This window comes from Flavobacterium zhoui (assembly GCF_042787235.1).
Classification (GTDB): domain Bacteria; phylum Bacteroidota; class Bacteroidia; order Flavobacteriales; family Flavobacteriaceae; genus Flavobacterium; species Flavobacterium zhoui.
In genome coordinates this window covers 1-15398 of sequence record NZ_JBHZPY010000018.1, presented here as the reverse complement: position 1 = coordinate 15398, position 15398 = coordinate 1, and the positions used below count along the sequence as shown (strand labels likewise).

Sequence of the window (15398 nt, the reverse complement as noted above, 5' to 3'; positions counted from 1 at the left end):
AAATGAAATCCATATTATTACGAGAGATAAAATCTTTTTTTGGTTCACCCATCGGTTACTTGGTAATCGCTATTTTTTTAATTAGCAACGGACTATTTCTTTGGGTCTTTGAAGGAGAATACAATATCTTAAATACTGGTTTTGCAGATTTAACTCCATTTTTCACCTTGGCACCCTGGATATTAATTTTCTTGATTCCAGCGGTAACCATGCGTAGTTTTTCTGATGAAAAGAAACAGGGAACTTTAGAATTACTATTGACCAAACCATTAAGTATTTGGGAAATTGTCAATGGAAAATTTCTTGGAGCTATGCTATTAATTATAATGGCAATAATTCCAACCTTTATTTATGTTATCGTAATTTCTCGTTTGGGAATGCCCGAAGGCAATATCGATATGGGTAGCACGATTGGCTCTTATTTTGGATTATTGTTCCTGATTGCAGGATATTCTGCCATTGGAATCTTTACTTCTACTCTATCCGAAAATCAAATTGTGGCATTTATAATTGCCGTTTTCCTGTGTTTCTTTTTCTATTTTGGGTTCGAAGGTTTATCAGCTATTCTTCCAAAAATTTCATCCTTAATTTCCTCCTTAGGTATGCAAGATCATTTTAAAAGCATGAGCCGTGGAGTTCTGGACACGAGGGACATTATTTATTTTTTAAGTGTTACGGTTTTCTTTCTATCCTTGACTGTTTATAATCTAAAATCTTTTAAATCGTAATGATACCTATTAAAAAAAGCAACCTAAAAACTTTATTGATTACACTCACCATTTTGCTGATTATAAATGGTCTAGGAAACCAATTATTTCATCGTTTTGATTTAACCAAAGACAAAAGATATACTCTTTCTGCTACTTCTTTAAACATAATTAAACAGGTACAAAATCCTTTGTCTATAAAAGTATATATGCAAGGTGATTTGCCTGCTGAATTTAAACGTTTACAGCAGGAAACCCGACAATTATTAGAAGAATTTCAGGCGTATAACAAAAATATTGTTTTTGAATTTGTAGATCCATTGGAAAACAAAGACGAAAGCATGGATAACATTAAAGAACTGTATCGCAAAGGATTGACTCCAATAAATATTACCGTTGACGACAAAGGAAAACAATCGCAGGCTATGGTTTTTCCTTGGGCAATTGCAGTCTATAATAATAAAGAAGTCAATATTCCTTTATTGAAAAATAGAATGGGCGCTTCGACCACTCAAAAAGTGATTGGATCCGTTCAGCATCTTGAATATTCTATTGCTGATGCTTTAAATAAAATCACCAAAGACAAACAAAAAAAGATAGCTGTAATCAAAGGAAATGGCGAGCTTCAGGATATATTGATGGCGAAATTTCTAATGCAAGTACGAGAAAGTTACCACATTGGACCTTTTACTCTTGATTCAGTTGCTAAAAATCCTATTGGAAGTTTAGACGCTTTAGAAAAATATGATTTGTCCATAATCGCTAAACCAACAGAAACTTTTTCAGATGCAGAAAAACAGGTTTTAGACCAATTTATTATGAACGGTGGTAAAACTTTGTGGCTTGTAGATCAAGTTTCTGCAGAAATGGATAGTTTGTACAATGCATCCGGATCAACATTGGCGTATCCAAGAGATTTAAATTTGAATGATTTATTCTTTAAATACGGAATCCGAATTAATCCTGATTTGATAAAAGACGAACGAGGAAGTCCGATAAAATTAGCTTCAGGAGATCAAGGAAGCGCTACTCAATTCCAAGAATTCAATTGGAAATTTGCACCTCAGGTTTATCCAAACAGTCCACATCCAATTGTGAAAAATTTAGGTGGAATCAAATTCGATTTTGCTAATCCAATCGATACGTTGAAAAACGGAATTAAGAAAACTATTCTGTTACAGTCGTCCCAATATTCGAAAAAAATTGGTACACCAACAGAAATCAATTTGAATAGCGTAACCGAAGAAACAAGTCCAAATGATTATTTGAACAAAGGAAATATTCCGCTTTCGGTTTTATTGGAAGGCTCGTTTCATTCCATGTTTGAAAACAGGGTTTTACCATTCGATCAAAAGAGTTTTGAAACCAAAGGGAAAGAGAATAAAATGATTGTTATATCAGATGGCGATTTGATAAAAAACCAATTGGATAAAAACTTTCAACCAGTAGAATTAGGTTACGATCAACGCTCTGGAAATTTGTACGATAATAAAGATTTTTTAATAAATTGCGTCAATTATCTTCTGGATGATAACGGACTTATTAACATTCGAAGCAAAGATCTTGACTTGCCATTATTGGATAAAGAGAAAGTTTATGAAAACTATACCGTTACTCAATTCATAACTATCGGGCTACCAATTCTTATTTTAGCACTTTTTGGAATCCTATTTACTTTCTTAAGAAAAAGAAAATATAGCAAGTAGATGTTAATAAAAAATTTTCCATACTAAAGTACTTTACGATATATTTGTAAAATGTATGGTTTTTAAAAATAAAATAAAAAGTATACCAAAAAAATAAAATATAACAGATGAAATTTATAGTATCGAGTTCGTACTTATTGAAACAATTACAAGTTTTAGGTAACGTTATCAACAGTAGTAATACTTTACCTATTTTAGATAATTTTCTATTTGATTTAGATCAGAATGTATTGACGGTTTCTGCATCCGATTTAGAAACAACGATGTCAGCGGCATTAACTATAGATTCTACGAGCAAAGGAAGTGTTGCTGTACCGGCAAAGTTACTATTGGAAATCCTAAAAACATTTCCTGAGCAGCCATTAACGTTCACTGTTGAAGAAAATAGCACGATTGAAATTAGTTCTAATTCTGGAAAATATGCTTTAGCCTATGCTCCGGGAAATGAATTTCCTAAATCTGTAAACTTAGATGATCCCTCAGTAACATTAGTTCCTGCTGATGTTTTGGCAACTGCTATCAGCAAAACTATATTTGCTGCCGGAAATGATGATTTACGTCCAGTGATGTCAGGTGTTTTCTTTCAATTTTCACCACAAGGATTGACATTTGTAGCTACTGATGCTCACAAATTAGTAAAATATGCCCGTACAGATGTTGTGGCTTCTCAAGTGGCTGATTTTATTATGCCAAAGAAACCTTTGACTATCTTAAAAAATATTCTTACAAGTTCAGATGCTGAAGTGAAAATTGAATACAATGATTCGAATGCTACGTTCTCTTTTGATAACTACATTTTGATGTGTCGTTTGATAGATGGTAAATATCCAAATTATGAAGCGGTAATTCCAAAAGAAAATCCAAATAAATTAATGATCGACCGTTCACAATTTTTGAGTTCTGTTCGTCGTGTTGCAATTTTCTCTAATAAAACTACACACCAAATTCGTTTGAAAATTGCGGGTGCAGAATTGAATGTTTCTGCTGAAGATATTGATTATTCAAATAAAGCGGAAGAAAGATTGACTTGTGATTATCAAGGTGATGATATGCAAATAGGATATAATTCTCGTTTTCTTACGGAGATGTTGACCAACTTGCAGTCAGACATGATTATGCTGGAAATGTCTTTACCAAACAGAGCTGGAATTTTGACTCCTGTTGATGGATTGGAAGAAGGGGAAACAGTAACCATGCTTGTAATGCCGGTAATGCTAAATAGCTAACCACTATTTAAATTTTAAAATACGCTATTAACCAAACCATTTTTATATTTAAAAAACCGTCTCGTTTAATTACGAGACGGTTTTTTGCTTTTATTACTTTTGATTTTTGTCATTCCGCAGAAGGAGGAATCTCAACTTAACGTTGAAATCTAATAATCTAAGAGTCTAAATTTCTAACTAAATCACTCCCATTTTTTTCATTAGGAAAGTAGCGCTTCGATTTTTACAAATTCCATCTCGAAGTTTGTAGTCAAAATGTAATTCGTCATTGTGGATTTCGACTTCAAAACATTTATTGATGAGTGTATTTGGAAAGTCATTTGTCGTCAAACAAACTTCGATATCATGCGTTGCAATGGCTCCAATGGCCTTTTTTGCAATCACTTTTTTGACAACTTCTATGGTTCCATTTCGTTTATCATCAGAATTAGTTCCTCTTAATATTTCATCCAATAAAACAAAAGCTGGTCTGTCTTGTAATTCATCCATGATTTGTTTTAGACGTTTTATTTCAGCGAAGAAATACGATTCACTGTCGGATAAGGAATCCGATAAACGCATCGAAACCAAAACTGGTAAAGGATGTACATTTGCGCTACTGGCACAAACAACTGATCCCATTCCCGACAACACCATATTAATCCCTAAACTGCGCAGAAAAGTACTTTTGCCTGACATGTTAGAACCCGTCAAAATCATGAAAGATTGGGGATGAAAACGCACCTCATTCCCTATCCTAGTTTTCTCATTCAGCAACGGATGACTTAGATTAGAGAAATCAATTTCGAAATTTGTATTTATAGTTGGAAAAGTAAACTCCGGATTATTATAGGATAGATTACCCAAGCTATTCAACATCTCAAATTCACCAATCACTTCTAACCAATCTTCGAGCGCTTCTGCATGATCCTTTTTCCATTGTATTAAAGATTTTAAAACATGAAGATTAAAAAGGAAAGTTCCGTTGAATACTAATGCGGTTACAAAATTACCGATACTGTCCATTTTCGAAAATAAAACAGCCAATTGCTTCAGATGAACACTAGCATTTTCTTTTTTAAAGGTCAGTTTTTGTTGCATATCAATCAATTTTTGAGATTCGAAAATTTCTTTCTCAATTTTTTCAACCAGTAAACTGTATTGATTGATGATTTTGTTTACGTTTTCTGCATTGGCAATTTCCATTTGTATGCGTCTTAAAAATCTACCCATAAAAGCTAGATTAAAAACAAACAAATAACCTAAATAGGATACAAAAATTGGCTTTGATGTCAATAAATAGGCCATAAAAACACCAAAGAATAGTACAGGTGAAATATAGGAAATCAACACCGTAGCTTTTGATAAAGGCGTGCTTTCAAACTTGCTCCACTTCAATAAAGTTTCATAACTGGATTTAGTATCCTGGCTTATTTTGGCGAAAGCCAAGAATTCCTGACGCCAATCTAACTTTTCGGATAATTCTTTAACGGCTTTATGATTTTTTAAAATTTCCTCATTTGGCAAAAGCGTTAAAAGTTGTTTAGCCAATGTATTTTTACCAATAAATGTGGATGTTCTGTTTAAGTTTTGAAACAGGGAATGTTCTCCAAAAACATCCAAATCGTATGCATAAGGATGATGAAAATCATTGAACTCCTGTCCATTTTCAAAAGCGATTTTTTTTCTTTCTAAATAGGATATTTCATTTTCATTAATTTCAATTAGAGCAACTAATATTTGTTTTTGAAAAGATAATTTGGAATGAAAACGCATTAAAAGAATAAATGACACAAAAAGTAAAACGGCCAAAATAATTAGAAAAACTTCGCTTGTTTGAAAGTAATAATAGATTGAAACTAAAAAAAGTACAATCGTTATCAGTCTAAAAAAACTGATACTATTGTACTTTTTATTAATTGTATTTAATTGTGCTGAATAGCTTTCTTTTTTCGATTTATATACTTCCATATTTCATTTGATGAAATGCAAATATAACGAAATAGATCTGTGCTAGAAGCCTAATTCTAAGATCAATCAATATGGATGGCTAAAATTGGGATATCAAAATTTGTTGCCATTTTTTTAGTGAAACTAGGTTTAAATAATCCTTCAAAAAAACCTCGTTTATAAGTAAGCATCGTCAAGACATCAATCTCTTTATATAAAATAAAGTCTAAAATTGTTTCTTTTACCTGGTCGCTATTGATAACAAAAAACTCTATTGGTTCTTGCATAAACTCCGATTCCCATTTATCGATTGTATCTTTTGACACATCAGATTCATTTGTTTTTACATAGAGGCATTTTACTTTAGCCTTTGTTTTTTTAGCAATGTCCAAAATTGTTTTAAGCGCTTTTTTATCTTTAGGTCTGAAACGAGTTGTAAATCCAATCGTTTCAATTTTTTTGAATTTTGCTTCTAATGGTACACATAACATAGGGATATCAATGTTTGCTATTGCTGAACCTGTATTTGTGCCCAAGAAAAACGATTCCCATCCAGTTGCTCCGGAAGTACCCATTATTACAAAATCAATTTTATCTTCCTTAATGGATCTTTTAATATTAAACAATAAATCACCATCCATAAGTCGGTGAGACATTTTTATTTTGTCCAGATTGCGTTTCTCAGCTATTGCACGGAGCTTTGGAATCTCCTCTTTAAACATATCAAATTGCGATAGTTCCAACGAATCATAAATTACAGCATAATTTTCAGGAAAAAACTGATTATCAAATACGGGTAATTCAAATGTATGCAATAAAATGAGTTCTCCATGAACTATTTTTGCAAATTCTAACGCATGCACAAAAGCATTTGTGGCAACTTCAGAAAAGTCAGTGGGAAATAGGATTCTTTTCATTTTTGCAAGTATTTAAATTAGTTCTTTTATCAAAGATAAGCATTATATTAAAGATTTAACATTATAATAATCAGGTATTTAACCATTAATACGAAAAAAATAAACGAAAATTATCTTACTATTTTGATAATCAAATTGGTACGTATAAATGACTAACGCATAGCTAATTCTTATTCGGGAATGGCAAGAATTGGAATATTAACATGAAAAGCTAGTTTTTTTGAAAGGCTAACTTGGAATAATTTTTCTAAAAAATTCTTATGATAAACATGCATTGTAATCATATCGATTTCATTTAAATCGATGAATTCCAGAACTATACCTTCAACATCATTATTGCTGATGGTATGCAAAGTTATGTCTTGATTCTCGGCAATTTTGTGCCATTCTTCTTTAAAAGTATCATTATCCTTTTGATGAGGCGATTTTACATGCAAGCAATCAATATGTGCCTCAAATACGGTTGCAAATTCGACTACTTTTTTAAGCACCTCAATATCTTCATAATTGTATTTGGTAAGGAAAAGTATTTTTTTTATTTGCTTATACTTGCAATTTTCCGGTATGGCAAACACTATGGCTTTAGTAGCATTCATCACTTTTGTAGTTGCAGTTCCCAAGAAAGTTTCTTTTAAGCTGGTTGCTCCCTTTGTCCCCATAACAACGTAATCAATATCCTCGTCCTTAACAATTTTTACCGTTTTAGTGATTAAATTACCATTATCGAGAACATTGCTAATTTTAATGCGTTCCATGTTATTTTGTTCCGCAATTGTTCTCAAAAAAGGAACTTGGTCTTTATAATTTTCAAAATTACCCAACTCTACAAGATCATAAATTTCATTCAAAACGCCTGGAACATTACTATAACCTACTTGAGGTAAATCATAAACATGCAAAGTGATAATCTCCCCTTTTATGCTATCTGCTAATTTTAAGGCATAAATGAATGCATTTATAGAAGCTTCAGAAAAGTCCGTTGGAAATAGAATTTTTTTCATGATATTTATTAATCAATTATACATCTAAATTTACAAAAAATAAACAAATTAAACCGGTAATTAACTGACATAGTTGTTTTTAACCCTAATTTAAGACGATGGTTCTATAAGTGGGTCTTGCTGTCATATAAGTTTTGCTTACTTTTGTATAAAATTGAATACAATATGATACCTCACGATTCCATAGTAGCATTAGCAACCCCATCGGGAGCTGGCGCGATAGCCGTTATTCGGATTTCAGGCGAAGATGCAATTACTATTGGTAATACCGTTTTTCGTTCTATTAAAAATAAAGATTTAACCACACAAAAAACACATACTTTGCATCTCGGTCATATTATTGATGACACTAAAACACTAGATGAAGTATTGGTTTCTATATTCAAAGGTCCGAATTCCTACACTGGCGAAAATACTATTGAAATTTCTTGTCATGGCTCTACTTATATACAACAGCAAATCATTCAGTTATTGCTTCGAAAAGGATGCCGTATGGCTGATCCTGGAGAATTTACTTTAAGAGCCTTTCTAAACGGCAAACTTGATTTATCTCAAGCCGAAGCCGTTGCGGATCTAATTTCTTCTGACAACGAAGCTTCACACCAAATTGCGATGCAACAAATGCGAGGCGGTTTTTCTAATGAAATTGCCAAATTACGAGAAGAATTATTGAATTTTGCTTCGCTAATAGAACTTGAACTTGATTTTGCCGAAGAAGATGTAGAATTTGCCGACAGAACTCAATTTCATGAATTATTAAACAGAATTCAATTTGTCTTAAAACGTTTGATTGATTCGTTCGCTGTAGGAAACGTGATAAAAAATGGAATTCCTGTTGCGATTGTAGGTGAACCCAATGTAGGTAAATCAACTCTTTTGAATGCTTTATTAAACGAAGAACGCGCTATTGTTTCGGAAATTGCAGGAACTACACGTGACACGATTGAAGACGAATTAGTCATTGGAGGAATTGGTTTTAGATTCATAGATACCGCAGGAATTCGTGAAACAGAAGATATTGTAGAAAGCATTGGGATTCGTAAAACTTTCGAAAAGATCGAACAAGCGCAGGTCGTTTTGTATTTGTTTGAAAGCTTAAAGTTTAAAGTTCAAAGTTCTGAATACATCATAGAAATCGAAAAAATCAAGAATCAATTTCCCCTGAAATCTTTAGTTGTTGTCATCAACAAAATAGATTTGCTTTCTGAAAATGAAGTACTAAACATCCGAAAACAACTGGAAACATTAAACGTTACACTCGAAACAATTTCGGCTAAGGAGAATATTGGAGTCGAGAATTTAAAGAATCAATTGCTCTCGTTTGTAAATACAGGTGCTTTACGTAATAATGAAACAATCATAACTAATACAAGGCATTACGATTCTTTACTAAAAGCTTTAGACGAAATACAAAAAGTAAAATTTGGGCTTGAAACCAACTTATCAAGCGACTTAATGGCTTTGGATATTAAAGAAGCGCTGTATCATTTTGGGATGATTACCGGTCAGGTTACTAATGATGAATTGTTAGGGAATATATTTGCGAATTTTTGCATCGGAAAGTAGTTTTACAACACTTATAGAATAAAAATTCAGTTTTCAAAACCATTCAATTGGACCGCCTGTCTTCTAAGCAGGCGGTCTTAATATTTATAATCAATTCGAACTTTAAAAAATCATTTCTTATAACCACCAAGAAACTATATACCAATAAATTAACACATTCCATCAAATACTAAATCAAGAAAAAGCGGTATCTTTATTATATGAAAAAGCATTTCAATATTATTATTGCAGGAGCCGGAGGAATTGCCGAAGCCGTCGGTTTGATATTGATGGAATGGAGCGAAGTTACCCCTACTCTTTTTATTGGTGACAGAACCCATTCGAAAGCTAAAAAAGTAGTTAACTGGATTCAAGAAGGAATAACGAAATCTGGCTCCATTAAGGACTTTCACCTAGCTGAAACAGGCCTTACGGATGAAATGACAGCAATTTTTCGCCAAGGAGATATTATTCTGGACTGTCTACCGGGAAGCCAAGCACCAAGAATTGCTCAATTTGCCAAAGATTTTAATCTGCATTATGCTAACCTTACCGAATATGTTTCCGAAACAGAAGAAATAGTAGCTTTGGCAAAAAATACCAAAACTGGTTTTTTACTTCAGACAGGTCTAGCTCCTGGCTACATAGATTTATTGGCAAACGGGCTTTTTCAACAATTTTGTTCTGATTTTAAAGTAGCCAAAGCGGATAAACTTGAGTTTAAAGTTGGCGCGCTTACCAAACATGCTGTTGCTCCGCATTATTATGGATTTACCTGGAGTCCGGTGGGTGTTGCTACCGAATATCTCGAAGACACCATTGTGCTAAGAAACTTTATAAAAACTACCCTGCCATCCTTATCAGAAAGAAAAACGATTATTATTGACGGCATAACTTACGAAGAAGACCTTACTTCAGGTGGCGCAGCAGATTTGGCTGATGCATTATCCGGAAAGGTATGCTCGCTCGAATATAAAACCCTCCGCCATCCTGGGCATTACGAATGGGTACAGCAGCAACTTTTAAATTTGGTAAATTTAGATAATTCCATTATCGATTTACAGCAAAAAATGGAAGCTATAATACCTCATATCGAAGACGACCAAATTATTTTATATGCCGCGGTAGAAGGAAAAGATGCGGATGGAATTTTACGCCGGCGAGAAATCGCCCACTGCATACTTCCTCAAAAAGTAGGAAAGCACCAATTAAGAGCCATACAAACCACCACGGCTGCTCCTTTAGCGCAAGCTGCTCAGCTATTGCTCGAAAATCCTCATAGTGGTGTTATTCTGCAAAGCCACATTGACCCAGTAGCATTTTTAAACGGAAATTACATTGCCAGGGTATACGGAAAAATGAAAACTTCATAAACTACTAATGAGTAAATCGAAATAAATATTCAAATAAAAACTTTTAAAGAAAAAAGCGATTTGTTTTGTACTTTTGAATATTTAAAGCAGTAAATCTACAAATACATAAGTGTCAGTACATGAATACCTACTACATACATAACGGAAATGAAAGTACAGGTCCATTTGGGCTAGACGAACTAAGAAGTAAAAAAATTACTAAAACTACTCCTGTCTGGTGTCAAGGAATGGAAGACTGGAAATGCGCAGAAGAAGTGATGGAATTGAAAACTATTTTAATGATAGTTCCTCCGCCTTTAAAACCTATCACTACGCCTAACCAAACGACAAAAGCTATAGACAAAGAGCTTAATCCCAAAATTTTAGGAATTAAGAAAGATATCTTTTTTCCGGTTTTAATTGTTTTAGTTTTAATAATTGGAACAGTAAGTTTTAATCTTTTTGAAGAAAATAGAAAAAATGTTTTAGAGCAAAAAAATACTGTTACGGAAAGAAACAATCAACAATTTCTGATACAACAAAGAGAAATCGAGGAACAAAAAATTCGTATCGCAGAACAAGAACGCAAAGAATTAGAAAGGCTTACAACCGAAAGAAAGCAACAATTAAGTAGTCGGCTTTTAGAGATTCAAAAACAACTACTTGATGATATTAGAAATCTGGAAGAGGCAAAAAATAAATTAGTTGAAGCAAACGATTTCGAGTTTTTGAGAACAACCGACGAAAAAAGTGAAGAAATAAGTTTAATCCAAAGAGATATTGAACATTGGATAACTGAAATTGATAAACTTAGAAAAGAAAAAGATCAAATATATTTAGAACTGGAAAAAATACAGCCAAAAGTTAGTGGAGTTACCGACGTAAATTAGTTGATGATTTTAATTAATTAGTGTTTTCTTAATATTAGAGAACAATAAAAGTAGTTTTTGTAAGCAATAAAGTAATCAATCGCACTTCAACCACCCTGTGATACTCATTCGGGTATTTTGGGTTACCAAAACCTCATGCACCAATTCATCACTCTTGAAAAAAACCGTTTTACCTTGCGTAGGTGAAATTTTTTGATTGTTATTTATTTGATGAATTAACAACTCTCCGCCATCACTTTCTTGCCAATCACTATTCAAATAACTAATCATGGAGTACTTTCGGCTTGGGTTGTTTTTGAACTGATCCAAATGTTTTAGATAAAAATCTCCTTTTTCATACAAGGAATAATGAAACTCATATCCAGTAATTCCAGTATAACAACTTAAATTTAAATAGGTTATAAAAGCTTCAATTTGAGTAAAGAATTCATTTTCGAATATATTATTGTGCTTTTTATCCAGCCAATAAATAGAATCCCTTCTTACCGTACTATCGTAAGAAACAACTTCTGAGTTGCCTGTTCCTGCTTCTATCAATAAACTCTGTTGGTTTAAGGCAAATAAATTTTGCTTTAGGTTATTTGCCAAAGCGTCACTTAAAAAATGTTCGGATATACCCACACTATTTTCAATATAAGAGGCTATTAAATCCTCAAAGCTGTTTTTCATGTCTTTTTTGTTAACTGCAAATATAGCCAACGGGACAAGGTAGCCTAAATAAAATCGTTACTGGCTCATTATGAAATAAATAAAAATTTAAAGTGCAAAATCGTTCATATAAAGTAAAACACAATGACAATTATAAACATATTAGTCATTTAAGAAACTACTAAACTGTAATTCCTTAAATGACTTACATGGTTTATACCTTTTAGGTATTTACAACTTACTGATATAACTTCCGTAGATATCTTTAAATTGATAGCCATCAGCAAAGCGATCTTTACTAAGTTTTTTATATTCTACCAATCCCCAAAGTATGAATTCTTTCATGAAAAACTTATCTTTTTTTTCTAATTCCGGTTGGTATTTCTTGATTAAAATTTCTAAGGGAACAATACTTCCTAAAATTCTTTGATACTCTTCATCAGAACAATCATCCAATAATTCAAAACCGCTTTCTGCAAAAAACCATTCGATGATATCCGTATAAGGCGTTTTCTCGTCTTGTTTTTCCAGTTTTTCAATTTTTGGAAAATAGGCAGGGAAAAAAGTATGAATGGCATCCCCTAATAAATGTTGTGCTACAGCGGCTGCTCCCTCCTGCTCTCCTTCGTAAACTAATTCTACTTTACCGGTAATAGCGGGAATAATTCCCATAAAATCAGATAATCGTAAAGTAGTTTTATCCTCTCCTGATTTCAACGCTCTTCTTTCCGCAGTGCTTAATAAATTTTCAAGAGCAGTGATACTCAATCTGGCACTCACACCGCTTTTATTATCAATGTACTCGCTTTCTCGTGCTTCAAAACTGATTTGTTCCAATAAATCTCGGGCTAACGAAGGAACATAAACCATATCACTTTGTTTAACATCAAGTTTAGCTTCCTGCTCTGTAATTGTTCTGGCAATCTTAATAGTATCTGGGTAATGTGTTAAGATTTGAGACCCAATTCTGTCTTTCAAGGGCGTAACAATACTCCCGCGATTCGTGTAATCCTCTGGATTAGCAGTGAAGACAAACTGCATATCTAGTGGCATTCGCAATTTAAAACCTCGAATCTGGATATCACCTTCTTGCAATATATTAAATAAGGCCACTTGAATTCGAGCTTGTAAATCAGGTAATTCATTGATAACGAAAATAGAACGGTTAGCTCTTGGAATCATCCCAAAATGTATCACACGATCATCCGCGTAAGACAGTTTTAAATTCGCTGCTTTTATCGGATCTACATCGCCTATTAAATCCGCAACGGTAACATCCGGCGTGGCTAATTTTTCGAAGAAACGGTCGCTTCTGTGTAACCAGGAAATTGGCGTTTCATCGCCTTTTAATTCAATAATGTCTTTTGCAAAACGGGAAATTGGTTGCAACGGATCGTCATTAATTTCGGAACCGGTTACAAACGGAATATATTCGTCTAACAATTCGACCATTTTACGTGCTAATCTGGTTTTGGCTTGACCACGAAGACCTAATAAATTGATATTGTGACGCGATAAAATTGCACGTTCTAACTCTGGAATTACCGTATTCTCAAATCCATGAACTCCTTCAAAAGTGGGTTTTCCTAATTTAATCTTTTCTCTAAGATTGGTACGCAACTCATCCTTGATGCTTTTGCTTTTATAACCTGATTCTTTTAATTCTCCGAGTGTTTTTATATTTTCTATTTTCATGTGAATTGTCTTTCGTCTTGTTTCTTTTCTCTAATCCTTTATTTTATTCTTTTTTTACGATTTGTTTCATAATCTTCAAAAATCATTTCTCCTAAACCTTTCAATCCAGTATAAAATGCTTTTCCTTGGTTAGCTTCCGTAAACCGATTGACAAACTGTTGTAAATACGGATCATTAGCAATCATAAAAGTAGTAATGGGAATGTGCAATTTTCGGGCCTGTTGTGCCTGACTGTAGCATTTATCCACAATATATTCGTCCAAGCCATTGCTGTTCATGTAATAAGAACCATCTTTTTCGCGAACACAACTTGGTTTACCATCGGTAATCATGAAAATTTGCTTGTTGGTATTTCGTTTCCTGCGGAGAATATCCATGGCCAATTGTAAACCTGCGACCGTATTAGTGTGAAAAGGTCCTACTTTTAAATAGGGCAAGTCCTTGATTGCTATAGTCCAGGCATCATTCCCAAAAACCAAAATATCTAAAGTGTCTTTTGGATAACGTGTCGTAATCAATTCAGCCAGAGCCATTGCCACTTTTTTAGCAGGTGTGATTCGGTCTTCACCATATAAAATCATACTGTGACTGATGTCGATCATCAAAACGGTACTCATTTGGGATTTGAATTGGGTTTCTTCAACGACCAAATCATTTTCAGTGAGCATAAAACTTTCTACCCCATTATTAATTTGGGCATTGCGTAAACTTTCGGTCAATGAAATTCTTTCGAGACCATCACCAAAATGAAACTCTCGAAATTCTCCTGTATGTTCATCTCCATTCCCAGAATGTTTAGTTTTGTGATTACCAGTTCCAGAACGCTTTAAGTTCCCAAAAATGGTATCTAACGCTTGTTGCCTGATGGCGCGCTCCGTTTTTGAAGTAATTCCAATTCCTGAAGTACCATCTTCTTTGAGTTCATCACGGATGTACCCTTTTTTCTTTAAATCTTCGATGAAATCATCAATGGTGTAATGTTCATCAGTCAATTTATACTCCTTATCTAATTCTCTTAACCAATCAATCGCTTCATCAAAATCTCCTGAAGTATGTGTGATTAATTCTTTGAAAACACCAAAGAGTTTATCAAATGGAGACTGAAATGGCGCTTCATATTGTTTAAAATAAAATCCTTTTTTATTATCATTTTTCATAGACTTTAAAAGTACATTATTTTAAACCGTAGGTTAGACAAACGTTTATTAATTTTTAGTTAAAACATAAAGACACTATTATGCAGGTATAAAAAATAAAAATTAATTAAAAAATTCCCCATCGACATAAAACCAACTTCCGTTTTCACATATGAAAGCAGAACGTTCATGATGAATTTGTTTTTGAAGTTCTCTATCCAAAAAATAGGCTTTGAATTCAACCGTATTCGCTGTAGCGTTGATAATTTCTAATTTAAGCCACTGATTACTACCAGCCCAATTTAGAATTTCGGATTTAGAATGGTATTTCCTTTTAGAAAAATGAGTTGTAGCCATTAAATAATCAACGTGAAGTGTGGCATAAGCGGAATACCGAGATTGCATTAGTGTTAAAGCAGTTGGGGCTTTTTTACTTTCGTTTATAAAAGGTTCACAACAGTCCTTAAAAGTTTTAAAGGAACCGCAATAGCATTTTTTTTGAATCATTAAATTGATAAGATCTTTTTAAATTTAACCCGTTGGGTGTAATTATTTAAAGCAAAATAAATTGATTAGATATTGGTCAAGATACTGAAATTCAGTATCTTGAAGTCGCTAAACAACCAATATCTATGTCAAATATAGT

13 protein-coding genes are annotated in these 15398 nt (G+C 33.2%); 6 read left to right on the top strand and 7 right to left on the bottom strand.

Annotated elements, in window-relative coordinates:
- Window positions 1-2: 2 nt before the first annotated feature.
- The 3 genes from gldF (at window position 3) to dnaN (ending at window position 3639) form a co-directional block, all read left to right on the top strand.
- Window positions 3-728: a gliding motility-associated ABC transporter permease subunit GldF gene (gene gldF / locus ACFX5F_RS15510; RefSeq protein WP_379852938.1), complete on the top strand. Its 726-nt coding sequence runs from the start codon at window positions 3-5 to the stop codon at window positions 726-728.
- The gene (gene gldG, locus ACFX5F_RS15505) at window positions 728-2413 is read left to right on the top strand and encodes a gliding motility-associated ABC transporter substrate-binding protein GldG (protein ID WP_379852937.1); all 1686 of its coding nucleotides are present in this window, start codon (window positions 728-730) and stop codon (window positions 2411-2413) included. The genes gldF and gldG overlap by 1 nt, the downstream gene beginning before the upstream one ends.
- Before the next feature lie 107 nt (window positions 2414-2520).
- The gene (gene dnaN / locus ACFX5F_RS15500) at window positions 2521-3639 is read left to right on the top strand and encodes a DNA polymerase III subunit beta (protein ID WP_073210869.1); all 1119 of its coding nucleotides are present in this window, start codon (window positions 2521-2523) and stop codon (window positions 3637-3639) included.
- Between the two features lie 177 nt (window positions 3640-3816).
- Here dnaN and ACFX5F_RS15495 read toward each other — a convergent pair whose 3' ends face one another.
- The 3 genes from ACFX5F_RS15495 to ACFX5F_RS15485 form a co-directional block, all read right to left on the bottom strand.
- The gene (locus tag ACFX5F_RS15495; protein WP_379852936.1) at window positions 3817-5589 is read right to left on the bottom strand and encodes a MutS-related protein; all 1773 of its coding nucleotides are present in this window, start codon (window positions 5587-5589) and stop codon (window positions 3817-3819) included.
- Window positions 5590-5651: 62 nt separating this feature from the next.
- Window positions 5652-6485 carry a universal stress protein gene (locus ACFX5F_RS15490; protein WP_379852935.1) on the bottom strand — a complete coding sequence of 278 codons (834 nt, stop codon included), beginning with the start codon at window positions 6483-6485 and terminating at the stop codon, window positions 5652-5654.
- Window positions 6486-6655: 170 nt separating this feature from the next.
- Window positions 6656-7486, bottom strand: a complete 831-nt coding sequence (locus ACFX5F_RS15485) for a universal stress protein (protein WP_379852934.1) — start codon at window positions 7484-7486, stop codon at window positions 6656-6658.
- 165 nt (window positions 7487-7651) lie between these two features.
- Here ACFX5F_RS15485 and mnmE point away from each other — a divergent pair, with 165 nt between their 5' ends.
- The 3 genes from mnmE to ACFX5F_RS15470 all read left to right on the top strand — a co-directional run bounded on the left by mnmE (window position 7652) and on the right by ACFX5F_RS15470 (window position 11273).
- Window positions 7652-9052, top strand: a complete 1401-nt coding sequence (gene mnmE, locus ACFX5F_RS15480) for a tRNA uridine-5-carboxymethylaminomethyl(34) synthesis GTPase MnmE (protein ID WP_379852933.1) — start codon at window positions 7652-7654, stop codon at window positions 9050-9052.
- Window positions 9053-9252: 200 nt separating this feature from the next.
- The gene (locus ACFX5F_RS15475) at window positions 9253-10404 is read left to right on the top strand and encodes a saccharopine dehydrogenase family protein (protein ID WP_379852932.1); all 1152 of its coding nucleotides are present in this window, start codon (window positions 9253-9255) and stop codon (window positions 10402-10404) included.
- Between the two features lie 119 nt (window positions 10405-10523).
- Window positions 10524-11273, top strand: coding sequence for a GYF domain-containing protein (locus ACFX5F_RS15470; RefSeq protein WP_379852931.1), 750 nt, complete (start codon window positions 10524-10526; stop codon window positions 11271-11273).
- 75 nt (window positions 11274-11348) lie between these two features.
- Here the strand turns inward: ACFX5F_RS15470 and ACFX5F_RS15465 are convergent, their stop codons facing one another.
- The 4 genes from ACFX5F_RS15465 to ACFX5F_RS15450 form a co-directional block, all read right to left on the bottom strand.
- Window positions 11349-11942, bottom strand: a complete 594-nt coding sequence (locus ACFX5F_RS15465; protein WP_379852930.1) for a 2OG-Fe(II) oxygenase — start codon at window positions 11940-11942, stop codon at window positions 11349-11351.
- Between the two features lie 210 nt (window positions 11943-12152).
- Window positions 12153-13616: a magnesium chelatase gene (locus ACFX5F_RS15460; RefSeq protein ID WP_379852929.1), complete on the bottom strand. Its 1464-nt coding sequence runs from the start codon at window positions 13614-13616 to the stop codon at window positions 12153-12155.
- A 38-nt stretch (window positions 13617-13654) separates the two neighbouring features.
- Window positions 13655-14773, bottom strand: coding sequence for a vWA domain-containing protein (locus ACFX5F_RS15455; protein ID WP_379852928.1), 1119 nt, complete (start codon window positions 14771-14773; stop codon window positions 13655-13657).
- 102 nt (window positions 14774-14875) lie between these two features.
- Window positions 14876-15259 carry a YchJ family protein gene (locus ACFX5F_RS15450; RefSeq protein WP_379852927.1) on the bottom strand — a complete coding sequence of 128 codons (384 nt, stop codon included), beginning with the start codon at window positions 15257-15259 and terminating at the stop codon, window positions 14876-14878.
- Window positions 15260-15398: the final 139 nt, after the last annotated feature.